Source organism: Simiduia sp., assembly GCF_058345725.1.
On sequence record NZ_JBTUOC010000005.1, the window covers coordinates 1 to 22,821 of the forward strand.

Annotated in this window: 24 protein-coding genes; 8 read left to right on the top strand and 16 right to left on the bottom strand. The window is 58.8% G+C overall.

Translation table 11 applies throughout. The annotated features are described in order from the left end of the window. Positions 1-458: hypothetical protein (locus ACW8F6_RS01365; RefSeq protein ID WP_491574040.1), on the top strand; the 458-nt coding region annotated here is incomplete at its 5' end. Positions 459-508: 50 nt separating this feature from the next. On the opposite strand, the gene rpoD is transcribed toward ACW8F6_RS01365, so the two are convergent. The 4 genes from rpoD to rpsU form a co-directional block, all read right to left on the bottom strand. Continuing rightward, on the bottom strand, positions 509-2,374 hold the full coding sequence (rpoD, locus tag ACW8F6_RS01370) for an RNA polymerase sigma factor RpoD (RefSeq protein WP_491574041.1): 1,866 nt from the start codon (positions 2,372-2,374) through the stop codon (positions 509-511). Positions 2,375-2,482: 108 nt separating this feature from the next. Beyond that, entirely contained in the window at positions 2,483-4,477 is a 1,995-nt protein-coding gene (gene dnaG, locus ACW8F6_RS01375) for a DNA primase (RefSeq protein ID WP_491574042.1), read from the bottom strand. A 67-nt stretch (positions 4,478-4,544) separates the two neighbouring features. Continuing rightward, positions 4,545-4,994, bottom strand: a complete 450-nt coding sequence (locus ACW8F6_RS01380) for a GatB/YqeY domain-containing protein (protein ID WP_491574043.1) — start codon at positions 4,992-4,994, stop codon at positions 4,545-4,547. 183 nt (positions 4,995-5,177) lie between these two features. Further along, the gene (gene rpsU, locus ACW8F6_RS01385; RefSeq protein ID WP_491574044.1) at positions 5,178-5,393 is read right to left on the bottom strand and encodes a 30S ribosomal protein S21; all 216 of its coding nucleotides are present in this window, start codon (positions 5,391-5,393) and stop codon (positions 5,178-5,180) included. A gap of 219 nt (positions 5,394-5,612) precedes the next feature. On the opposite strand from rpsU, the gene tsaD reads away from it, so the two are divergent. The 3 genes from tsaD to folK are packed head-to-tail and all read left to right on the top strand — an operon-like array spanning position 5,613 to position 7,525. Next, entirely contained in the window at positions 5,613-6,659 is a 1,047-nt protein-coding gene (gene tsaD, locus ACW8F6_RS01390) for a tRNA (adenosine(37)-N6)-threonylcarbamoyltransferase complex transferase subunit TsaD (RefSeq protein ID WP_491574083.1), read from the top strand. Beyond that, positions 6,649-7,023 carry a dihydroneopterin aldolase gene (folB, locus tag ACW8F6_RS01395; protein WP_491574045.1) on the top strand — a complete coding sequence of 125 codons (375 nt, stop codon included), beginning with the start codon at positions 6,649-6,651 and terminating at the stop codon, positions 7,021-7,023. Before tsaD ends, folB begins: the two co-directional genes overlap by 11 nt. Further along, positions 7,016-7,525: a 2-amino-4-hydroxy-6-hydroxymethyldihydropteridine diphosphokinase gene (gene folK / locus ACW8F6_RS01400; RefSeq protein ID WP_491574046.1), complete on the top strand. Its 510-nt coding sequence runs from the start codon at positions 7,016-7,018 to the stop codon at positions 7,523-7,525. Before folB ends, folK begins: the two co-directional genes overlap by 8 nt. A 123-nt stretch (positions 7,526-7,648) precedes the next feature. Here folK and ACW8F6_RS01405 read toward each other — a convergent pair whose 3' ends face one another. The 5 genes from ACW8F6_RS01405 to pomA all read right to left on the bottom strand — a co-directional run bounded on the left by ACW8F6_RS01405 (position 7,649) and on the right by pomA (position 12,366). Continuing rightward, positions 7,649-8,881, bottom strand: coding sequence for a multifunctional CCA addition/repair protein (locus ACW8F6_RS01405; protein ID WP_491574047.1), 1,233 nt, complete (start codon positions 8,879-8,881; stop codon positions 7,649-7,651). 74 nt (positions 8,882-8,955) lie between these two features. After that, positions 8,956-9,519, bottom strand: a complete 564-nt coding sequence (locus tag ACW8F6_RS01410; RefSeq protein WP_491574048.1) for an HNH endonuclease — start codon at positions 9,517-9,519, stop codon at positions 8,956-8,958. Between the two features lie 473 nt (positions 9,520-9,992). Beyond that, complete coding sequence (locus ACW8F6_RS01415; RefSeq protein WP_491574049.1) at positions 9,993-10,610, bottom strand: PilZ domain-containing protein; 618 nt, start codon at positions 10,608-10,610, stop codon at positions 9,993-9,995. Continuing rightward, entirely contained in the window at positions 10,610-11,593 is a 984-nt protein-coding gene (locus tag ACW8F6_RS01420) for a flagellar motor protein MotB (RefSeq protein ID WP_491574050.1), read from the bottom strand. The genes ACW8F6_RS01415 and ACW8F6_RS01420 overlap by 1 nt, the downstream gene beginning before the upstream one ends. Positions 11,594-11,604: 11 nt before the next feature. Continuing rightward, a complete protein-coding gene (gene pomA / locus ACW8F6_RS01425; RefSeq protein WP_491574051.1) occupies positions 11,605-12,366 on the bottom strand; it encodes a flagellar motor protein PomA in 762 nt (253 codons plus the stop codon). 263 nt (positions 12,367-12,629) lie between these two features. Here pomA and ACW8F6_RS01430 point away from each other — a divergent pair, with 263 nt between their 5' ends. The 4 genes from ACW8F6_RS01430 (at position 12,630) to ACW8F6_RS01445 (ending at position 16,493) form a co-directional block, all read left to right on the top strand. Next, positions 12,630-12,875 carry an exodeoxyribonuclease VII small subunit gene (locus tag ACW8F6_RS01430; RefSeq protein WP_491574052.1) on the top strand — a complete coding sequence of 82 codons (246 nt, stop codon included), beginning with the start codon at positions 12,630-12,632 and terminating at the stop codon, positions 12,873-12,875. Between the two features lie 3 nt (positions 12,876-12,878). Then, complete coding sequence (locus ACW8F6_RS01435; protein ID WP_491574053.1) at positions 12,879-13,766, top strand: polyprenyl synthetase family protein; 888 nt, start codon at positions 12,879-12,881, stop codon at positions 13,764-13,766. 97 nt (positions 13,767-13,863) lie between these two features. Further along, a complete protein-coding gene (gene dxs / locus ACW8F6_RS01440) occupies positions 13,864-15,768 on the top strand; it encodes a 1-deoxy-D-xylulose-5-phosphate synthase (RefSeq protein ID WP_491574054.1) in 1,905 nt (634 codons plus the stop codon). 5 nt (positions 15,769-15,773) lie between these two features. After that, a complete protein-coding gene (locus ACW8F6_RS01445; protein WP_491574055.1) occupies positions 15,774-16,493 on the top strand; it encodes a leucine-rich repeat domain-containing protein in 720 nt (239 codons plus the stop codon). 29 nt (positions 16,494-16,522) lie between these two features. Here ACW8F6_RS01445 and ACW8F6_RS01450 read toward each other — a convergent pair whose 3' ends face one another. The 7 genes from ACW8F6_RS01450 to thiL form a co-directional block, all read right to left on the bottom strand. Then, positions 16,523-16,966: a response regulator gene (locus ACW8F6_RS01450; RefSeq protein WP_491574056.1), complete on the bottom strand. Its 444-nt coding sequence runs from the start codon at positions 16,964-16,966 to the stop codon at positions 16,523-16,525. 75 nt (positions 16,967-17,041) lie between these two features. Continuing rightward, positions 17,042-17,935: a GGDEF domain-containing response regulator gene (locus tag ACW8F6_RS01455; protein WP_491574057.1), complete on the bottom strand. Its 894-nt coding sequence runs from the start codon at positions 17,933-17,935 to the stop codon at positions 17,042-17,044. A gap of 4 nt (positions 17,936-17,939) precedes the next feature. Beyond that, a complete protein-coding gene (locus ACW8F6_RS01460) occupies positions 17,940-20,006 on the bottom strand; it encodes a CHASE domain-containing sensor histidine kinase (protein WP_491574058.1) in 2,067 nt (688 codons plus the stop codon). Positions 20,007-20,068: 62 nt separating this feature from the next. Beyond that, complete coding sequence (gene ribA, locus ACW8F6_RS01465) at positions 20,069-20,674, bottom strand: GTP cyclohydrolase II (protein WP_491574059.1); 606 nt, start codon at positions 20,672-20,674, stop codon at positions 20,069-20,071. A gap of 36 nt (positions 20,675-20,710) precedes the next feature. Further along, positions 20,711-21,370: a retropepsin-like aspartic protease family protein gene (locus ACW8F6_RS01470; protein ID WP_491574060.1), complete on the bottom strand. Its 660-nt coding sequence runs from the start codon at positions 21,368-21,370 to the stop codon at positions 20,711-20,713. Next, positions 21,358-21,885: a phosphatidylglycerophosphatase A family protein gene (locus tag ACW8F6_RS01475; RefSeq protein WP_491574061.1), complete on the bottom strand. Its 528-nt coding sequence runs from the start codon at positions 21,883-21,885 to the stop codon at positions 21,358-21,360. The genes ACW8F6_RS01470 and ACW8F6_RS01475 overlap by 13 nt, the downstream gene beginning before the upstream one ends. Next, the gene (gene thiL, locus ACW8F6_RS01480) at positions 21,842-22,810 is read right to left on the bottom strand and encodes a thiamine-phosphate kinase (RefSeq protein ID WP_491574062.1); all 969 of its coding nucleotides are present in this window, start codon (positions 22,808-22,810) and stop codon (positions 21,842-21,844) included. Before thiL ends, ACW8F6_RS01475 begins: the two co-directional genes overlap by 44 nt. Positions 22,811-22,821 lie beyond the last annotated feature (11 nt).

Sequence of the window (22,821 nt, forward strand, 5' to 3'; positions counted from 1 at the left end):
TAGTTTTATTTGACGTGAATCACCTGGCGGCGCAGCAGGGCTATTTGAAAAGCGAGCATCAACCCCTGCTGCAACAGTTGAACGCGGGCCCGCTGCCCTTCGATTACGTGCGCGTGGGCAACGACACTTCGCGCAGTGTTAATCGCTACCTGCGCGCGCGCTACCAGATGACCCAGGAAACTCACGCCACGGAACTCGCCTGGCCCGAGCGCGTTTACTCCCTGTCGCACGTGGCGCTGCCCTACCCGCCCGAAGATCCGCTCTACGGCGATAACGACGACCCGGCCACTGTGCTGCACCTAGGCAGCGGCGGCGGGCTGGGCGAGCGCGGCGCGTTTATTGTATCGATGGAGCAGTTGTCGCGATTGCGCTACAACCCCTTCTATCCCATTGTGCGACAAACCCTGGCAGACTTTGTGGAGCGCACCGCCAGCGCCGAGACCACGCCGCAACCATAAAAAAAAGCGCTCACAGGGAGCGCTTTTTAAAGTCGAAATGGACGCTTGCGTTATTCGTCCAGGAAGCTGCGCAGGTGATCGGAGCGCGAGGGGTGGCGCAATTTGCGCAACGCCTTGGCTTCAATCTGACGAATCCGCTCGCGGGTAACGTCGAACTGCTTGCCCACTTCTTCCAGCGTGTGGTCGGTGTTCATGTCGATACCGAAACGCATGCGCAGCACTTTCGCTTCGCGCGCGGTTAGGCCAGACAATACATCGCGCGTAGCTTCGATCAAACCTTCAACGGTGGCCGAATCTACCGGCGAGGTGATGGTGTTATCTTCGATGAAATCACCCAGGTGCGAATCTTCGTCGTCGCCGATGGGCGTCTCCATGGAGATGGGCTCTTTGGCGATTTTCAGCACCTTGCGCACCTTGTCTTCCGGCATGTCCATGCGCTCGCCCAATTCCTCGGGCGTGGGCTCGCGACCCATTTCCTGCAACATCTGGCGGCTGACGCGATTGAGCTTGTTAATGGTCTCTATCATGTGCACCGGAATCCGGATGGTGCGCGCCTGATCCGCGATGGAGCGGGTAATGGCCTGACGAATCCACCAGGTGGCGTAGGTCGAGAACTTGTAACCGCGACGGTATTCAAATTTATCCACCGCTTTCATCAAGCCGATGTTGCCCTCCTGAATCAAATCCAGGAATTGCAGGCCGCGGTTGGTGTACTTTTTCGCAATAGAAATTACCAGGCGCAGGTTGGCCTCGACCATCTCTTTTTTGGCGCGGCGGGCGCGGGCTTCGCCGATGGACATGCGGCGGTTAATTTCTTTGATAGACGCCAGATCTAAATCGGTTTCCGCTTCAATTTGCTGCAGCTTGCGCTGGCTGCGCACGATTTCCGGCTCGATGGCTTTGAGCGCCTCGGCGTAGTCGCGCTTTTTCTTGATGATGTCTGCTACCCAGTTTTCATCGGTTTCGCTGCCGGGAAATTCTTTGATGAAGGTTTTCCGGGGCATGCCGGCGGTGCGCACACACAGGCTCATGATGGCGCGCTCTTCGGCGCGCACGCGATCGAGCATGCCGCGCACACGGGTGTAGAGCGGGTCGAACTGGCGCGGTGGCAGCTTGAAGAACTTAAAGATATCGCCCACTTCGTTAATGAGCTTTTCCGTGGTCTTGTGGCTGCGACCGTTTTTGGCCACGGCTTTTTCGTATTTGACCAGGGCCGCGCGCAGGGCTTCAAAGCGCTCGCGCGCCTCTTCTGGGTCTACGCCACCGTCGTTGCTGTCGTCGTCGGTGCTGGAATCATCGTCGTCGTCATCGTCGTCGCTGTCTTCGTTTTCAGCGGCGGCGTTGGCGGCGTCTTCGCGCATCTGCGCCTGTTCGGCGGCGGTGGGCACTTCGTCGGCAGGGTCTAACCAGCCGGCGATCACATCCACCATGCGGCGCTCTTCTTTGGCGATCAGGTCGTATTCGTCGATCAGCTGCTGCACGGCGCCCGGCCAGTAGGCCAGCGAGTGCATCAGCTCGCGGATGCCCTCTTCAATACGCTTGGCAATGGCAATTTCGCCTTCGCGGGTCAGCAGCTCGACGGTGCCCATTTCGCGCATGTACATACGCACGGGATCGGTGGTGCGACCGGCTTCGGTTTCCACTGCGGCCAGGGCGGCGGCCGCTTCGGCGGCGGCGATTTCATCGGCGGCGTTGTCGCCATCGGTCATCAGCAACGTATCGGCATCGGGTGCGGTTTCGAACACCTTGATGCCCATGTCGTTGATCATCTGGATGATGTCTTCAACCTGATCCGGGTCAGAAATATCCTCTGGTAAGTGGTCATTCACTTCGGAATAGGTGAGGTAACCCTGTTCCTTACCGCGAGCAATCAATTCTTTAATTCGTGATTGCTGCTGCTTGCCAATATCAACCATTCTGAACCCTGTGTATTACCAGATGAGGTGGGGGGACGCAAAAGCCGCGCATTATAACGCTATATGGGGGCCGGGGGCCAGAATCCAACCGGCCTAGAGGCCACCGATTCAGGCTTTTTTCGCCAGTATTTCGCGTAATTGTTCACGTTCTTCAGCGCTGAGAGCACTCAAGCCCTGCCGCTTGGCCTTGTCGATCAACGGCAGTTGTTCCTGCTGCTCCAAACGCCGGCGCAGCTCTTTAAAAATATCGCTCAATTCTTGGGCCCGCAGGGCCGGTGTTTGGTCGTCGGCGGCCACACTGGTAAACAGGTGCATGCCCGCCAACTCGCCAATTTTGGCCTCGGCCTCCGGCCCGTGGGCACCGCGCCAATGGCCCAGCACCTGGCCGATGGTGACCGAGGGACGCGCCGCCAAAAAGTCCACCAAGGCCTGCAGCAGCGGTAGATCCGGGTCTTCCAGCGCGGTAAGCGCCATTAACTCCTGCGCCGCCTGCTCGACCAGCTCAGTGTGGTAGAGCAATAGCGCAGCCGCCAGTCGAGCCGGCGTAAAGTGCACACTTTTCGCCGAGCGCGGCGCAAACAGCTGCGGCTGGCGCGGCAGGGCTTCCTCGCCGGCCGAGTAGTGCTCGTAGTCGGGCGGCGGACCAAACTCGTCGTCGCCGGCGGGCACATAGCCGTCGTAGTTTGGGTCATAGTCTGAACCGTAGTCTGCGTAGTCGTCCGGGCCCTGCGCTGGCGCACTGGTGTCGCGCGCGCGCGCTTCGGGTGCCGGCGGCGTCTCTGCGACCGGCTCGGGCGGGCGCTCGGCCAGCTCCATAAGGGTGGCCCGATCCAGGCCCGTGCGCTTGGCCAACTGCTGAAACATCAGCTCGCGGTAGACCCCTTTGGGCAACCGGTAAATCAGCGGTGCCGCCAGCTTGCTGAGCCGCGCCCGGTGTTCCAACCGCTTAAAATCCAGACCATCTGACACTGAGTCAAACAGGTAGTCTTCGAGCGGAATAGCGCGATCGCGAATCAGGCTTTCAAATTTTTCCGGGCCTATCTGGCGCACCAGCGTGTCTGGGTCTTCGCCGTCGGGCAAAAATAAAAACCGCACGGTGCGTCCGTCTTGCATCACCGGCAGGGCCACCTCCAACGCGCGCTTGGCGGCGCGCCGGCCGGCGTTGTCGCCATCGAAGCAGAAGACAACTTCACTGGTGTATTTAAAGGCCAGTTGCAGGTGCTCTTCGCCGCTGGCGGTGCCCAACGTGGCCACCCCATAGCGCAAACCAAATTGCGCCAGAGCCACCACGTCCATGTAGCCTTCCACCACCAATAGGCGCGGAATATCTTTGTAGGCCTGGCGCGCCTCGTAGAGGCCGTACAGCTCTTTGCCTTTGTGAAACACCGGCGTTTCCGGCGAATTCAGGTACTTGGGCTTACTGTCGTCCAGCACCCGGCCGCCAAAGCCGATGACCCGGCCGCGAATGTCGCGAATGGGGAACATCACCCGCTCGCGGAAGCGGTCGTAGCGCGAACTGTCGCGCTCGCTGGCGATGAGCATGCCCGCCGCCTCAAGCAGGGTTTTATCCTCGTCGGTGTGACCCAGGGCCTTGAGCAGATTGTCCCAGCCCGGTGGCGCATAGCCCACGCCGAAAGCCTTGACCACCTCGCCGGTCAAACCCCGCCCCTTCAGATAGTTGACCGCCCGCTGGCGCTGCGGGTGACTTTTGAGTTGTAACTCAAAGTGCTCGGCGGATTTTTCCAGCAGGGTGTACAGGCTTTTGCGCGCCTGGGCCTGCTTTTGCTGCTCTGGGCTGCGCTTTTCGCGAGGTACTTCCAGGCCCGCCAGATGCGCCAGGGACTCAACCGCATCGGGAAAGTCGAGCCGCTCGTAGTCCATGAGAAAGCCCACCGCATTGCCGCTGGCGCCACAGCCAAAGCAATAGAAAAATTGCTTGTCCTGACTAACGGTAAAAGAAGGTGTTTTTTCGTCGTGGAAGGGGCAACAGGCGCTGTAGTTTTTACCGGTTTTTTTGAGTTTTACGCGGCTGTCCACAAGGCTGACGATGTCGATGCGATCGAGCAGGTCGTCAACAAAATCTTGGGGTATCAAGCCAGCCATGGAAGTCCGGTGTTACGCAAGTGAGGCTTGGAGTTTAACCAGCGCCGCCGTTTTGGCCAATAATGGCTTAGCCCAATTTGGCCTTTAGCAATTTGCTCACGGCGCCCATGTCGGCACGGCCGGCAATTTGCGGCTTGATCAGCGCCATGGCTTTGCCCATATCGCGCATGGACTCGGCGCCGCTGTCGGCTATGGCCCGATCGATGATCACGGCTAGCTCGGCGTCGGTGAGCTGGGCGGGCAGAAAACCTTGGATCACGCCCATCTCAAACCGCTCTACCGCCGCCAGGTCTTCGCGGCCAGCGGCCTCGTACTGGGCCAGGCTGTCGCGGCGCTGCTTGAGCATTTTATCCAGCACGGCCAGGGCGCGCTCGTCGTCGACGGCAATGCGCTCATCTACCTCAATGCGCTTAAACTCGGCCTGAATCAGGCGAATGGCATTCAAACGCTCTTTTTCCCGCGCGCGCATGGCATCTTTCATGGCGTCGGTAATGCGATCTTTAAGCTCGGTAGACATAGCAGGCATCCCTGAGGTGGTAGCGGCGTGCGGTGCGTCGGATCTTTTGACGGGCCTAACCGGCTGCAGACGTTCGCTGCAAAAACGGCGTATTTTTTGGCCTTAAACGACTAACGGCCGGAGCTTGGACATCCGGCCGTGCAGTCAGATCTGAAAAAGTTACCTGAAAGGTGTCAGGCTAACTTAGTACATCCGCTGGAATTTGCGGTTTTCGCGAGACATCTTCTTAGCGTGACGCTTTACAGCGGCAGCGGCTTCGCGCTTGCGTACAGTAGTGGGCTTTTCGTAAAACTCGCGACGACGAACTTCAGCCAGGATACCGGCTTTTTCACATGAACGCTTGAAGCGACGCAGAGCCACGTCAAAGGGCTCGTTTTCTTTAATCTTTACTGAAGGCATTTCATTACCTGACTGTTTTAAATTCTCACTCGAATCCGATAGATTACAGACCCGATTCCAAGGGGCGCAGATTCTATACACATAGAAGTCCAACATCAAGCCTCTGATGCCCGTCTATTTTAGACCATACAAAGTCAGACTATGCTGGTATCTGAGCTGGCATCTGAAGGGCGGCGACTTTATCATGCCCGCCCAGCCTACAACATCATTATTTTAGCTATGCGCGTACTTGGTATTGAAACCTCCTGCGACGAGACCGGCATCGCCCTGTACGACACAGAGCGCGGCCTGCTGGCCGACGCCCTCTACAGCCAGATAGCCGTACACAGTGAATACGGCGGGGTGGTGCCCGAACTGGCCTCGCGCGACCATGTGCGCAAGACGCTGCCGCTGATCGAAGAGGTGCTGCACAAGGCCGGGCTCGGCAAGCGGGATCTGGACGCCGTCGCCTACACCGCCGGCCCCGGCCTGGTGGGGGCCCTGATGGTGGGCGCCGCCGTGGGTCGCGCCATGGCCTACGCACTCAATATTCCCGCCGTGGGCGTGCACCACATGGAGGGCCACCTGCTGGCGCCCATGCTGGAGGACAACCCACCGGCTTTTCCCTTTGTGGCGCTGCTGGTCTCGGGCGGGCACACGCAGCTGGTGAATGTGGAGGCCATTGGCCGCTATCAACTGCTGGGCGAATCCCTGGACGACGCCGCCGGCGAGGCCTTTGACAAAGCCGCCAAGATGATGGACCTGGATTACCCGGGCGGCCCCCACATCGCGCGCTTGGCCGAGCGCGGCACGCCGGGCCGGTTTACCTTTCCGCGCCCCATGACCGACCGGCCGGGCCTGGATTTCAGTTTCAGCGGTTTAAAAACCTTTACGCTAAACACCGTGGCCGAGCACGCCGGTGCCAACGGCCTGCCGGACGACCAAACCTGTGCCGACATCGCCCTGGCATTCCAGGAGGCAGTGGTGGGCACGCTGGTGATTAAATGCCGCCGCGCCCTCAAGCAAACTGGCCACAAGCGGCTGGTGATTGCCGGCGGTGTGTCGGCCAATAAGTCCCTGCGGAGCCAGTTGGAAACCCAACTGGCCAAAATTGGTGCCAGCGTGTTTTACGCGCGCAAGGAATTTTGTACCGACAATGGCGCCATGATTGCCTACGCCGGCGCCCAACGCCTGCTGGCCGGCGAAACGGCCGAGCTCGCCATCCAGGTAACCCCGCGCTGGCCCATGGATCAGCTCACGCCCGCAGGAGCTGCCCGTGACCAATAATTCCGATCGCATCGACATCGAAGGCTTGCGCGCGCAAACCGTTATCGGGGTGTACGACTGGGAGCGCAGCATTCGCCAGGAGCTGGTGTTTGATTTGTGCCTGGCCACAGACATTCGCCCGGCCGCCGCCAGCGATGACATTGGCAAAACCCTGGACTACAAAACGCTCAGCGATCGCGTGATCGACTTTACCGAATCCACCCAGCACCAGCTCATCGAAACCCTGGCCGAACAAGTGGCCGAGCTGGTGCAGCGGGAATTTGGCGTGAGCTGGTTGCGCCTGCGCGTATCCAAACCCGGCGCCCTGCCGCGCGCGCGCAATGTCAGCGTCACCATTGAGCGCGGAAGCCAGGCCCATGGTTGAATTGTTTTTAGGCCTGGGCAGCAATACCGATAAACACAGGCACCTGTGCGCCGGCCTGGATGCCCTGCAGGCGCTGCTGGGCGAACTCGACATTTCCTCGGTGTACGAAAGCCTGCCGGTGGGCTTTAACGGGCGCAACTTTTACAACCTGGTGGTGGCGGCGCGCACCACCTTGCCCTTGGTGCAGGTGGCCCAAGCACTGAAACACATCGAAGACGACAACGGGCGCCTGCGCGACGGCCCTAAATTCAGCCCGCGCACGCTGGACATCGATATCCTCACCTACGGCGAACTGACCGGCCAGCACCAGGGCATACTGCTGCCGCGCGAAGAAATCACCTACAACGCCTTCGTTTTGCAACCGCTGGCGGAAATTGCACCCGACCACTGCCTGCCCGGCACCCAAAGCACCTACGCACAACTCTGGGCCGACTACGATAAAACCGCACAGCAACTCTGGCCGGTGAATTTTTTGTGGCAGGGGCGCGAGCTGTTGCGCTGAATTAAACGGCCGAGTACCGCTTTCTTTGCAGGCCCTTTAACAAAATTTTGCGCGCCACAGTCACTGGCAGACTACCGCCGTTTTTTAAACTGACTTTTTCGGCAATCGATAGGCTGCCACAAATTAAGCTTGCGGCAGCGCCGCCTTCATCTCAGCAATCGCCTGGGTACGGGCTTTGTTGATTGCCTCACCCAGCGCTTTGCCGCTGATACCTTGCGCGATTAAATCCTGCGATTGCACCGCCGTAGCAGCCGTTAATGCCTGCTGCAAATAGGCCGCCTGCGGGTAAGGTTTATCTTCAAAGCCGGTGCGCCCGCGCGCATCGGCCATACACGCTTGCGCGAATAGCGGCAGTCGCTCGGGGCGCCGAAAGGCATCCAGCTTTTGCAACAATTTAAGCACCGTGGCGGGCTTCAATTCAAAGGCCCGGTGGCAATTCAAGTGCTGTTCGCAAACCTGCAGCGCCAGTTCGCGATGCTCCTTGGGCACCCCCAGGCGCTCGCACACGGCTTTCACTAAGGGCGCGCCGCGCGTTTCGTGCATCAGGTGGCGCGGCCATTCATTTTTGGGCGTGACGCCTTTGCCCAGATCGTGCACTAGCGCGGCAAAGCGCACCCGCACGTCGTCGGAAAGCCGCGCCGCCTGCTGCAAGGTCATTATGGTATGCACACCCGTGTCGATTTCCGGGTGGTATTCCGGCCGCTGTGGTACGCCCCACAGACAGTCTAGTTCGGGCATGATGCGCGCTAGGGCGCCGCAGTCGCGCAGGGTTTCGATAAAAATCTCCGGATGCGGCTCGGCCAGCGCGCGCTGCAATTCTTTCCACACCCGCTCGGCTACTAAGTGATCCACTTCGCCGTCGTTTACCATGTTTTGCATGAGCGCGCGGGTGTCGCCAGCCACGCGGAAACCCAGGTGATGGTAGCGCGCCGCAAAGCGGGCAATGCGCAAAATGCGCACGGGGTCTTCTGCAAAGGCCGGCGACACGTGGCGCAACAGTTTGTCGGCCAGGTCGCGCTGGCCGCCGTAGGGGTCGATCACGGTGCCGTCGTCTTTGCGGGCCATGGCGTTGATGGTGAGATCGCGCCGAACGAGATCTTCCTCCAATGTCACCGAGGGATCTGTGTGAAAGGTAAAGCCGGTGTAGCCGCGACCGGATTTGCGCTCAGTGCGCGCCAGGGCATACTCCTCTTTGGTGTGCGGATGTAAAAAAACCGGAAAGTCTTTGCCCACTGGCTCAAAGCCCTGGGCGCGCATTTGCTCGGGCGTTGCACCCACCACCACCCAGTCGCGCTCGTGAAACGGAAAACCCAACAAGGCGTCGCGCACGGCGCCACCCACTAAATAAATCTCCACCTGCACACCATTCTTTGTTAGCACAGCGCACAGGATAACCTATTTCCTGACCGTCGAAACCGGCCAGCAAAGTGCTATAGCCAGCGGCAGTTGCTGGAAAATTGCGGGCGCAGGTATTCCATTTGGTCGCCCCGGATGCGGTCGCTGTTGACCAGCGCCAGGTACTCGGCATTGTTTGGCCGATAGGGCAGCGCAATCAGTGGCATGTCGATTTCGCTGAGTAAAAAGTTGCTCTTGTGCTGATTGCAGCGCTTGCAGGCGGCCACAACGTTTTCCCACTTGTCGCGACCGCCGCGGCTGGTGGGGTGCACGTGATCGCGCGACAGCTGCAAAAAATTAAAGTGCTTGCCGCAATAGAGGCAGCGATAATCGTCGCGCCGAAACAAGGCGCGGTTGGTGAGCGGCGGCACGGTGCGCATGGGCGCCATGCGCTCGCCGCCGCAGGCGATGATGGAAGGTAACTGCATACGGCTGGTTAAACCGGTCAATTGAGAGCGGCCGCCACACACCTGGCGCACTATGCCCCCCAAACTCCAAATCACCAGATCGCGAGCATACAAACACACGGCATCCTGCCAATGAATCCACTCGATTGGCTGACCGGCCAAATTGAGACGCAATATGCGGGGCTCAGGCATCGACTCTCTCCTTGTTACACTGGGGGGAAATCCGTGAAAACAACGGTGCGCAGGGTACGAAAGCTAGTGAGGGGTGCAGGCCGTGGGGGCCGAAAACAGGGGCGAGGGCGCTGACGGCCGCCGCAGTGGACGACAGGGGCTTGTCACTTGTGGGGCAAGCACACTGGTTGAAGGCGAATTCCTCCTGTCTGGTTTCTTCAGTGTATGAAATTCATACACAGCGTCAACCCTTTTTACCGGAGCAATGGGACAGTTTTAAGACAAAAAGCCCACAAACTAAAACGCCGCAGCACAAGTGCTACGGCGTTTACAGGATGACCCTAAGTTCCTTTGGGGTGATATGCGGCATCGATCCATCTAACTCCCTGCCATCGTCCCTGATTTGTGTCCTTACCCGCGCATTGTCGGGCCAATGGCGCAGGCCGGACAGTGGCTAAAGTCGACAATGCGTGTAAGCCATTGCTTACAAACCGCTATTTTGTGCGCGGCGTCACAGTACCCTGCTGCAGGGCGGCCTGTAATTCCGACTGTTCGGCGGCCTGCAGGCGGTCGCGCTGCTCGCGAATCAGCCAGCCCTGACGGCGCACAATGTGCTGGATCAACACTTCCTGATCAAAGGGACTAAGGGAAATAAAATTGATGCGCAGGTAGTGCCCTTCATCGGTCTTTTCACAGCTGAGCACCTGCCCATAGGTGGCTAATTGGGTGCCCTCGGGTCGCAGTAACAAATCCAGGCTCAGAATTTTACCGGGCATCACAGCCTCTTCGGCCACAAAGGCCATGCCGCAGGCGCTGATATTCACCTCCCGCACCTTGTGGGCGAGGTCGCGCACCAGTTGGCTGTCTAGCTCTAACTGGGCGATGATGCAATTCAGTTTTTTGTTGAGCGTGCCCAGCAACTCGGCCACTAATGCAGACTCTACCTGCGGCAGCAGTTGGTCGATGGTTTGCTCGTAGCGCGCCAGCAGGCTTTGGGTGTCCGCGGGCTGAGCGTCTTGCTCCTGACGGCTGTTGGCCTCCGCCTCGGTCAACACCCGATAGGCTACGCCCACCCGGTCGTTAATGCGAAAAAAACGGCGTCGCTCCGACATCAGAATACCTCGCTGGGATCTAATTCAAACAAGTACTCCGGGTCGAGATTCAAATCGCGCAAAATATCTTGCCCTTCTTCTTTTAACACTTCGATATCGGCCTCTGAAATATCGGCGTCCAGCCCCTGCTGAATCACAATTTCCACCCGTCGGTTGCGCGCGCGATTTTCGGCACTGTCGTTAGCGGCCAGTGGTTTGGTTTCGGCAAAACCCGACACCTGAAAACGGCGCGGATTAATTTCGTTGTCGCGCATTAATTCCTGCGCCACCGATACTGCGCGGCTAGAGGAGAGTTCCCAATTCGAGCGAAAACGCGCCGTGGCAATAGGGACATTATCCGTGTGGCCCTGCACTTCTATTTTACCGGGCTTGGAACGGAGCACTGCGCGCACTTCTTCCATGACATCGGCGTAATTACCCACCAACTCTGCAGAGCCAGACTTAAATGAACCTTTCTCGCGGATACGGATAATAATTTTGCGCCCCTGGGTTTCTATTTCAATTTCGCCAGCCACTATCTGATCGTGCAGCGATTGCGCCAACTCGATGGCATCCTGTTCGGTTTGCTGAATGAGCTCTTCCAGTTTCTGCTTCAGGCGCGATTTAATTCCCGCCTCGTTGTTTTGCTCGCCCTGTTCGATGTCGTACTCTTCCTGGCACTGCACCTCCAGACTCATTTCGGTAACGTCCTGGGTTTTTTGCCATATTTCGTTGATGGGCGTGGGGTTGGGAATGCCGGGGCTAAACTCCTGGGCGATGACGCTGGTGCCCTTGGGTACATCGTCCACGTTCAGTTTATTTTGCACCCCAAAGGCCTGTGCCATCGAACCCGCCAGGCGCTTGAATTTCATGGCATCCATTTCCGAAAAGGACAGCAGCAGCACAAAAAAGCACATCAGCAGCGCCATCAAATCGGCAAAGGTGCCCATATACGCGGGCAGCCCGGGGGGCGGACATTTACAGTCGTGCTCTTCGTCGGCCACAGCCTGCTCCTCTAGCCTGCGTCAGCCGCTTCGCGCTTGCCTTCTGGCAGGTAGGTGCGCAGCATCGAATCAATAACCCGTGGGTTCTGGCCGCCCTGGATGGCGAGCAGCGCGTCGATGACCAGGTTTTTGACCATGGCTTCTTCGGAGGCCCGCAGCTTGAGCTTATCGCCCATGGGGCCAAAAATGCCGTTTGCCATGATCGCGCCGTAGAGGGTAGTCAATAGAGCCACCGCCATAGCGGGGCCGATGGCCTTGGGATCGTCCATGTTCGACAGCATGGCGACCAGCCCCACCAGAGTGCCGATCATGCCCATGGCCGGCGCCGTTTCTGCCATGGCGCCAAAAATCGCCGCACCGGATTCATGCCGCTCCACCGCCAGCGCTTTGTCTTTGTTCAGCAGGGTTTTGACAACTTCGGGGTCGTGGCCATCCACCAGCAACTGGATGCCCTTTTGCAAAAAGCTGTTGCTGACTTCTTTACCTTCCAGCGACAGCAAGCCGCCCTTGCGCGCGGCATCTGCCAGCTCGACGATTTCGGCAATCAAATCCTGGGGGTCGGTGCTTTTAAACACAAAACTCTTGCCGGCAATTTTCATGGCCGAAAGGTAGTGCGACAACCCAAACTTGATCATCACCGCAAAGACGGAGCCACCCACCACAATCACAAATGACGGGGCGTCGGCAAACATCCCCAGATTGCCTGCCATTAACATGGCAGTAATGATTAGACCGATGGTTCCCAACAGTCCTATGAGCGTGGCTAAATCCACAAAACACTCCTTAATCGCTCAGATGCCGCCAGCCAGTTCCGGGCATCTACCCTGTTTATCGTCCGCACCCCGGCTTTCTGAACCGGGTGGCTACGGCTTTAGTTTAGTTAGGAATACGGGATTAGCATGAAAAAGCCCCACATGTGTGTGGTCAATCCCACTCTGGATTGACCCACCCCAACCCCTCGTATAGGCTCGCACCCCACAGTTCAGGCGCCGGTGATAGGGGCGCCCCGCATCAGCGACAGTTCCCAGGAGTCCCCATGGCCACCCGTAAAAAGAATCAGGATTTTGAGCAGTCACTCGCCGCCCTCGAAGCGCTGGTGGCGCGCATGGAGAAGGGTGACCTATCGCTGGAAGATTCGCTCCAGGCCTTTGAAGAGGGCGTACAGCTCACGCGCGAGTGCCAGGCGCGACTGCAAGCCGCAGAACAGCGGGTGCAGGTGCTCATGGAAAAAAATGGCGACATCAGCCTGAGCCCGCTGGCACCTGGTGAGCAGGACGACTAACCCATGCACAGCCAACTAGCCGCGCTCAGCCAGACGGTACGCACCGCAGTGGATGCGCGCCTGCAAAAAGCCCTGATGCACAGTGCCGGGGCAGACGCCCAACTGCGCGAGGCCATGTCCTACAGCCTCACCAATGGGGGCAAACGCGTGCGCCCCCTGTTGGTTTATGCCAGCGCCCAGGCAGTCAGCCAGCAGCCACCGGCCGGGTTGGAAAACATCGCCGCTGCCCTGGAGGCCATCCACGCCTACAGCCTGGTACACGACGACCTACCGGCCATGGACGACGACGCCCTGCGCCGGGGTCAACCCACAACGCATATCGCCTTTGACGAAGCCACCGCGATTTTGGCGGGCGATGCCCTGCAAACCCTGGCCTTTGAATTATTGGCCGACTGCCCGCTGCCGGCGGCCCTCGCCGTCGAGCTGGTGCGCGAGTTAGCCCAGGCCAGCGGCGCGCGCGGAATGGTATTGGGCCAGGCCATCGATCTGGCAGCCGTCAATCGACAATTGACGCTGGCGCAGCTGGAAAATATGCACAACCACAAGACCGGCGCCCTGATTCTGGCCGCCGTGCGCATGGGCGCACTGGCGGCGGGCGCCGACAGCCAAGCGCTGGCGGCGCTCACCGATTACGCCCGAGCCATTGGCCTGGCATTCCAGGTACAGGACGATATTCTCGACGTCACCTCGGATACCGAGACACTAGGCAAACAGCAGGGCGCGGACCACTTACACAATAAGCCCACCTACGTCTCTCTGCTGGGACTGGAGGCCGCGCAAGCCAAGGCCGCACAACTGCACGTCCAGGCACTGGCGGCTCTGTCGAACTTTGACAGCGGGGCGGATTCGCTGCGCCAGCTGGCCGATTACATTGTTCAGCGCCGCGCCTGAGGCAACCCCACTGTAAACAGGCCCTAGTCATTTGAGACACCGGCGCCTAAAATGGCCGATCCGGTGAATAGCGCCCGCAGCCAACGTAATCCAAACCATGTTTAACGAAATACCCCGCCAGCGACCCGCGACGCCCCTGCTCGACCGCATTGACACGCCGGCCGACCTGCGCGCACTCGATGTCAGCCAATTGCCCCAAGTGGCCGAAGAGCTGCGCCACTACCTGCTGTACAGCGTGGGGCAAACAGGCGGCCATTTTGGCGCCGGCCTGGGTGTGGTGGAACTGACCGTGGCGCTGCACTATGTCTACCAGACGCCGGACGACAAGCTGGTGTGGGATGTGGGCCACCAGACCTACCCCCACAAAATACTGACCGGCCGCCGCGAACAGATGCTCACCATGCGCCAGAAGGGCGGCCTGGCGGGTTTCCCCAAGCGCAGCGAAAGCCCCTACGACACCTTTGGCGTGGGCCACTCCAGCACCTCTATTTCGGCGGCGCTGGGCATGGCGCTAGGCCATGAAATGGCTGGACTGCCGCACAAAACCGTCGCCATTATCGGCGATGGCGCCATGACCGCCGGTATGGCCTTTGAGGCCCTGACCCACGCCGCGCACACGGAAACCGATATGTTGGTGATCCTGAATGACAACAACATGTCGATCTCCAAAAACGTGGGCGGCCTGGCCACCTATTTTTCGCGTATCTGGGCCAGCAAAACCTACAACGCCCTGCGTGAGGGCAGCCGCAAAGTCCTGTCCAAAATTCCGTCCGCCTGGGAGCTGGCGCGCAAAACCGAAGAGCATATGAAGGGTATGGTGTCGCCCGGCACCCTGTTTGAAGAGCTGGGCTTTAATTACGTCGGCCCCATCGACGGCCACGACACCGAGCGACTGGTGCGCTACCTGGACAACCTGCGCGATATTAAAGGCCCCAAGCTGTTGCATATCATCACGCAAAAAGGCCGCGGCTTTGCCCCCGCCGAAGCCGACCCCGTGGGCTACCACGCGCTTAACAAAATCGAGCCCAAAGCGCCGGTGCAAGACACCAGCGCCACCAAAAAGACCAAATACCAAGACGTATTTGGCCGCTGGCTGTGCGACACAGCCGAACGGGATGGACGCCTGGTGGGCATTACACCGGCCATGTGCGAAGGCTCCGGCATGGTGGAGTTTGCCCAGCGCTTTCCCGAGCGCTACCACGATGTGGCCATTGCCGAGCAACACGCGGTCACCCTGGCCGCCGGCCTAGCCTGCGAGGGACAAAAACCGGTGGTGGCCATCTACTCCACGTTTTTGCAGCGCGCCTACGATCAGCTGGTGCACGATGTGGCCATTCAGAACCTGGATGTCACCTTTGGCATCGACCGCGCCGGGCTGGTGGGCGAAGACGGCCCCACTCACGCCGGCGCCTTCGATTTAAGCTTCATGCGCTGCATCCCCAACCTAGTGATCGCGGCGCCCTCCGATGAAAACGAATGCCGGCAGCTGCTCTGTAGTGCCTACCACTACCCTGGGCCCGCCGCTGTGCGCTATCCGCGCGGCACGGGTACCGGCGTCGAGATTCAAGCCGACCTGACGCCTTTACCAGTGGGCAAAGCGCGTCTTGTTCAACAGGGCACCCGGGTGGCCATATTGTGTTTCGGCACACTGCTGGCGCCGGCGCGCAAAGTGGCCAGCCAGCTAAATGCAACCCTGGTGGACATGCGCTGGGTTAAGCCGCTCGACGAAACGTTAATCGACACCCTGGCCGCCAGCCACCAACTGCTGGTCACGCTGGAGGAAAACACGCTGGCCGGTGGCGCTGGCTCGGCGGTGAGCGAGTATTTAAACACCCACAATATCGGTGTACCTCTGCTGCCCATTGGCCTACCAGATCGCTACATCGAACACGCCAAACAGGCAGAAATGCTGGCTGCTGCTGGTCTCGACGCCGAGGGCATTCACGCAACAATTGCCACGCGCCTGGCGCAAATGGCCCTAGACACCGCGGCAAACGCCTAAGTCCTATGCAAAAGAAGTCAGTTGTCATTTTTATGGCCACAGCGGCAGCCATGTTTACCCTGGTAAAATGCGCCAGTGGCCCCGCGCCCAGCCAGGTGCAAGCGGAATCCGAAGCCAGCCTGCGCTATGCCGAGCTCAAGACCGCGCGCTTGGCGCGTCAAGCCGGCGGCGCCGAATACGAGACGGCCATGCTGCGGCTCGACGAGCTGGGCCTGGTGGATGCCAACCTGTATGACTGTGTCAAAAGCGCCGTGGAAGACGCGCTGGCGCACGGCGGGCGCGAACCCTTAAGCCACATCACAGCCCTCAAAAAACTGGGCTGCGACCACAAGGGCATTCGTCGACTTAATGGCCTTGAACATTTTACCGAGTTGACCGAACTGCATCTGTCGTTTAACAGCATCGAATCCGTAGAGCCCATTAGCAAACTTTACAAGTTGAAGGCGCTCAATCTGACGCGCAACAACATAAAAAGTATTTGGTCTCTGTCGGGGCTGGACGAATTGAAGTACCTGAAGCTGAAGCACAATCCAGTGCAGGACCTGCAGTACCTGGGTAATTTCGATCGTCTCGAACAAGTCGAGTTTGAATTGACATCGGACGACCGGTGCGACTATCTGGCCAGTATTAAAAAGGCTCTGCGCACCAGCAAGGCGTCCTTGCATATTCCCAGCCGGTGTGTCGATGAGTACGGCGAACCTGCCACTATCAGCGACTTTGAATAACCGCAGCTTTAATGAACTGTGCGCGCCAATTACGGCACATTTTTATCGCGCTCAGCGCTAAAGTTTTTTGGCAGCAGGGACGCGCGCAACCAATAGTCCAGTAGCACCCCGAGCTTTGCCTTTAGCGCAGAAAGCCCCACGGGCTTGGTGAAATAGCCGCTGGCACCGCAGCGATAGGCCTGAGTAATATCGCGCGGATTATCCAACGTTGATAGCATAACAACCGGAGTCACCTGGTGGACGGGATGTTGCTTAACCCACTGCAAAAACGCCACCCCATTGTCGCCCGGCAACTTAACATCCACCAACATTAATGCCAGCAACCGGTCGCCGGCGGCTAAATAGTCTTGCGCCAGCTCGGCGCTGGGCAACTGCACCACTTCCACCTCGGCACAGGTCAAGGCCGACTGAATTAACATGGCGTGATCGATATTGTCTTCCACTAGTAAAATTCGCGCACACGATGTCTGCATAGCCATACTCTAAAAAGGATTTATCACGCGCGCGCTGGCACTGACGGCCTAACAATAGGCGGCACCGCGCGTGTATTAACTAGAAATACAATTCTTGCCCTGCCGCTTGGCGTCGTATAACTGCTGGTCGGCTCGCTCGAGCAATCGCTGAACCGACTCGCCTGCGCTCTGTACCAGCCCGCTGCTGACAGAAAGTTCCAAAGCGATAGCGCTATCTTGCATCGGGTGGTGCGCTAAATACTCATTCATGCGGGTTAAACACTGCTGGGCATCTTCGGCGCAGGTTTTTGGAAATATCAGTAGAAATTCGTCGCCACCGAGGCGCGCGGCAATGTCGTCATCGCGCTGCACCGTCGTCATGGCGGAGGCAATGTGTTTAATTGCGCGATCGCCTACCAGATGCCCGTGGGTGTCGTTAATTTCTTTCAGTCCATCCATGTCGATAATGGCGCAGCTAAACTCGCTGCCGTAGCGCTTGAACTCGCTGAGTAGACGACCCACTTCGCGCAGTGCAAAGCGGCGGTTGTACAGGCCGGTGAGCGAATCGTGCCAGGATTCTTCGATCAGCTGATTGAGTATATTCTGTCGATCGAGGGCGTGGCGAATAATGCGGGTTAACAGACTGGGCGACAATTCGCTTTTACACACAAAATCAGCCGCCCCCATGCGCATCAGTTTTGAATCTATTTGCTCATCCTCCATGACCGTCACCATGACCACCGGCACGCCGGTAAACCAGCCCAACATAGATTCGCTGGTACCGTCTGACAGTAGATAGTCGAGTAACACCAGATCAAAAGGTGGATTGGACGCCAGCTCCAGCTTGACCACATCGCGGCTATCACACTGGGTTAGCGAATAGGTCAAACCCGTTTTACTCAGCAACGACCGCATAATCAACTGGTGGTCGATGGAGTCTTCCACATGCAAAATGCGCAAACTTTGCGTGATGTGTGTTGATTCCGGCACCTAACTACTCCTTCAGCTTGGGCAATACCACAAAGAATGTTGCACCCTGTTGTACATCACTTTCCACCCAGATTCGGCCCTGGTGACGCGCCACAACGGCCTGGCAAATGGATAGCCCAATGCCGGAGCCCTGTGTGCCGCTGGTGGCTCGACGCGTGAACACGTTGAACACCTTTTGATGCCAATCTGGCGCAATGCCCAAGCCATTGTCGGCCACCGCCAGTTCGACACTGCCGTCGTCGGCGACAGTCAGGGTCAATTGCACCAGCAGGGCGCGCACTGGGCTGCGGTATTTAATGGCATTGTTAATCAAATTCGCCAGCAATTGAGTAATGAGTGTTTTGTGGGCCCAAAAGCCCGCCCCAGTTAAGTGTAGCTGGAGCTCGCCCCCTGCGGCGGCCACGGGCTCGGCAAACATTTGGGTGACATATTCGCGCAGCCAATCCAGATCGATAAACTCCAGCGCCAAGGGCTCGTTGGACACCTTTGACAGCGCCAGCAGATCTTTCAGTAACTGTTCCATCTGCCGGCTATTAGCACTGATACGCCCCAGTAGCTGCGTTGCTTCGCCATCTGCCTGCACCGCGGGCAACTCGCCCAACATATCGGCCAGCCCAGTGATGGCCACCAGGGGCGATTTCAAGTCGTGGGAAATGGCGTACACAAATTGTTGCAGGTCGGCAGTTTTTCGGCGCAATAAATCCTCCTGGTATTTGCGCTCGGTCACGTCGGCCAGCGCCACAACGGCGAAGGGCTTGCCCTCCATTTCAATCTTCTGCTGAGCCAGCTCGACGGGGATTTGACGGCCATCGGCCGCCTTGCAGGCGGCAGCCTGGGCCACGCCCTCGGCGGCCTCGGCGAGATTGCCGTCCGGAATGAACCGGCTGAGGGGCTTGCCCGTCAGTTGGTTGGAACCCTCGCCAAACAACCTGTGCGCCTCGCGGTTGCTGAGCTCAATTGACCCGCCGGCGTCGACGGTGATGAGCGCGGTGGGTGCAAAATCGGCCATTTGGCGGAATTTTTCTGCCAGCAGTAATTGTTCGGCCATGCGCTCGGCGTGGCGCAACGCACTTTTGCGGTGCGCCACTAGGCTTAAGACAATGAAAAACAATAGAAAGCTGTCGAGCAACCCCGCTGCCAGTACCCAGCGCGCGCTGTTGTCTTGCAGCAGATCATCAAAGGACTGGGTGCTGTTAACCACCAGGGTCCAGCGCCGACCTCCGAAATCCATGGGCACCCGCTGGTGATAGCGCCCGGCGGCCTGTTCGCTCGCCGGGTCTGAGTTATACAACTGCTTGGCGTCCGGCCCCTCGTCCAGTATTTGGAAGCGCAACTGATGCATGCTGTCCTTAGCCACTGCCAAGAGTAGCCGCCCCATTCGAAAGGGCGCGTACACGAATCCCTGCAGGCTTTCGCGACGCGCGCGGATGCCGCCCGGGTCGGCACCCCGGTCGTACACTGGCACATACATCAGGAAGCCGGCCTGGACGTCCTGATCGGTTTCCTGCACTAAAATTACGTGGCCACTGATATTGGCATCGCCGCTGTCGCGCGCGCGGGTCATGGCGTGCTGGCGCGCCGGCTCGGAAAACATGTCGTAGCCAAAAGCGCGTTTATTGCGCCAGGTAAAAGGCTCGAGATACGTAACGGGGGTGTATACCGGTCGGTCGCCGCTCGGTGAAATGGCAAAACCGTCAAAGCCCTCTGCGCGAATGGATGCCTCAAAGGCCGCCTTTTCCTCGGCGCGAATATAGCGCGCGTAGCCAATGCCCTGAATACCCGGGTAATAGCGCTCGACTTCCAGCGTTTCCACAAATCGCCGCCACTCGTCGCGGGTCACCGCTTCCGAGGCATAAAAAAGCCCCACGCCCGCGCGCAGCAGCCCACTGTAGGTATCCAGTTGATGGAATATATCGAAAGTAAGTTTCTCAACCTGCCGCTCAAACCGGGCATAGCCCGTTTTTTGCGCCTGTTGGTCGGTGATGTAGGCCGCAAAAATACTCACTGACACTGAAATCAACAGCACCAGCCAAGGCGGTTTGGCGGTCAGTGACACTCCCAACTGTTTCATTCCATGACTCAATCCGAGGGCATGGAGTTAAATTTAGTCGAAAATGTCGATGCCTGCGGGCTTTAACTGTCGTCGCCGCCCTCGGTGAAAAGATGTCCCAGCTTGCCCTTTTTGGTTTCCAGGTATTTGAGGTTGTGCGGGTTGCGGCCGGTCTGGTGCGCAATGCGCTCCACGACGGGAATACCGATGTCCTGGAATGCCTTCACTTTGCGGGGGTTGTTAGTCATCAGCCGAATACGCGCAATCTGCAGATGTTCAATCATGGGCTTGAGAATGCTGTAATCGCGCACGTCGGCGCCAAAACCCAGGGCCTCATTGGCTTCTACTGTGTCGGCACCGCAATCCTGCAGTTTGTAGGCGCGGATTTTGTTTAGCAGGCCGATGCCCCGGCCCTCTTGGCGCAGGTAAAAAATAGCCCCGCGCCCAGCCTGGGCGATCTTGTGCATGGCGGCCTGCAGCTGGGCGCCGCAATCGCAACGCAAGCTGAACAAGGCGTCGCCCGTCAGGCACTCGGAGTGGATGCGCGCCAATACTGGCTCCTCGCCCCGCACATCGCCCATGGTCAGCACCAGGTGCTCTTTATTGTTGTCCGGGTCTTCAAAACCGTGCATGTCAAAGGTGCCCCACGGGGTGGGCAGCCGGGATGATTCAATATAGCGAATACTCACAAGTAAACCTCAATAAACAGGTGCGCGCGCCGCTTGCTAGAGCCGCGAGCGAATCACCAGCACACCCTGCTCCTGATCCAGATCGACCTTGCGGAGAAAGCTGTTGCCCAGCAGCACCATTTCCGGATAGCTGCCTTCGATAACCACAGCGGAAACTTGGTGGACAATCACGCCGCCAATACCCACTGAATCCAATTGTACCCGCCAACTCTTGGCCCGTCCCGAAGCCGTACTCACCATACCTTGTTGGCCATCGGTGTAGCGAATGCCCAAGGCCTTGGCGTGCAGCTCGCTGAGGGCCACACGGGTGGCGCCGGTATCGACCATCATCGCCACCGCGCGCCCGTTGATACTGCCGTTGGCCCAATAGTGGCCACCGCCACGGCTTGGCAGCCGCACCTCGGCCTTTTCTGCCGGTTTGAATTGGCCACTGATTCGTCGACTGAGCGTCAGGGTGAGTTCGCGTTCCCGGTAGCGTAAACGCGCGAACTTACTGGTGGCCTCTAGCAGCGTCACACCCTCGGGGCTGGTTTGGCCCTCCTTGAGCAAGCGCACCTTGCCGTTGATCGACAGCACCGCATTGCCCTTTAGCAACCCCTGGGCCTGAATATCCAAGTCACTGGCCGGCGCCGGGCCAGCAAGCAGCAACATCAGCGCCAGCAACCAGCGCGCGCGCCATGCGCTTAGAGCGGCCATAACCACCCAGTGGCCTGCAGCGCTGCCAGTGCCATAACACCGGCCAGGATGTCGTCCAGCATCACCCCCAGCCCACCTTTGACCTGGCGATCGGCCCAGCCGATGGGCCAGGGCTTCCAAATATCAAACAGCCGGAACAGTGCAAAGCCGTAAAGCCACCAAACCCAATGCGCGGGCACCCACAGTAGCGCAATCCACAGGCCGACAAATTCATCCCACACAATGGCGCCGTGGTCGCTCACGCCCAACCAGCGGCCCGCGTAGCCACACAGATAGATACCGGCCACTCCGGCCACAAGGATCGCAACGCCATAGCCCCACAGCGGCAGGTACCATTGCATCAACCAAGCGATAGGCAATGCCGCCAGTGTGCCCACTGTGCCCGGTGCCTTCGGCGCCAGGCCGCTGCCGAAGCCCAGTGCCAACAGCAGGCGTGGATTGGACCACAACTGCTTGGCGCTGGGCAGGGGATTAGCTGGGGTCAAAGTGGCTGTAGCCGCGCCGCTTTGGCTCATAGGGCTCACCTTCCAACAAACAGGCCACGCCACTGCCCTTCACAATTTCACCCACCGCCGTGGCCTGAAGCTTACCGTTGGCGATGAGTTGTTCCACCTTGGACAGGTGTTGTTGCGACACGGTGAAACACAACTGGTAGTCGTCGCCACCGCCCAGGGCCCAATCGGCAATTTGTTCGGCCTCGGCCACTTTATTTAGCGCCGCCGAAACGGGCACTCGCTCGATATCGATCTTAGCGCCTACCCCACTTTCCTCGCAGATGTGGCCCAGATCCGCCAGCAGACCATCGGAAATATCGATCGCGCAACTGGTTAGTCCGCGCAATAATTTGGCATCTTTAATGCGTGGCACCGGGCGATAATAGTGCGACATAAAATAGCTGAACGCCGACTTGCCCACGTTCAGTTCCTGGCGAATGACCGCCAGTGCCGCCGCCGCATTGCCCAGGTGGCCGGTGACAAAAACCACATCGCCGACGCGCGCATTGGCGCGCATCATCACGGTGTCGCTGTCGACAGCGCCGTGCACTTGAATAGTAATGGCCAGCGGCCCGCGCGTGGTATCGCCCCCCACCAGGGCGATATTGTAGTCATCGGCCACGGTAAACAGCCCCTTGGCAAAGCCCTCTAGCCACTGTTCGTCGACCTTGGGTAGTGTTAAACCCAAAGTAAACCACAGTGGCTCGGCGCTCATGGCGGCCAGGTCGCTCAGATTTACCCGCAGGGCGCGCTCGGCGATCAGCTCGGGATCGGCATTGCGCGGAAAGTGGATACCGCCCACCAGCGTGTCCATGGACACGGCCAGCATTTTATTGTCGGGCACGGTCAGCAGAGCGCAGTCGTCGCCAATGCCCATATTGACGCCAAAGGCGCGGGCCGACTGATAGAAGTACCGTTTGATGAGTTCAAATTCACTCAACGCCATGGAAAACCCTT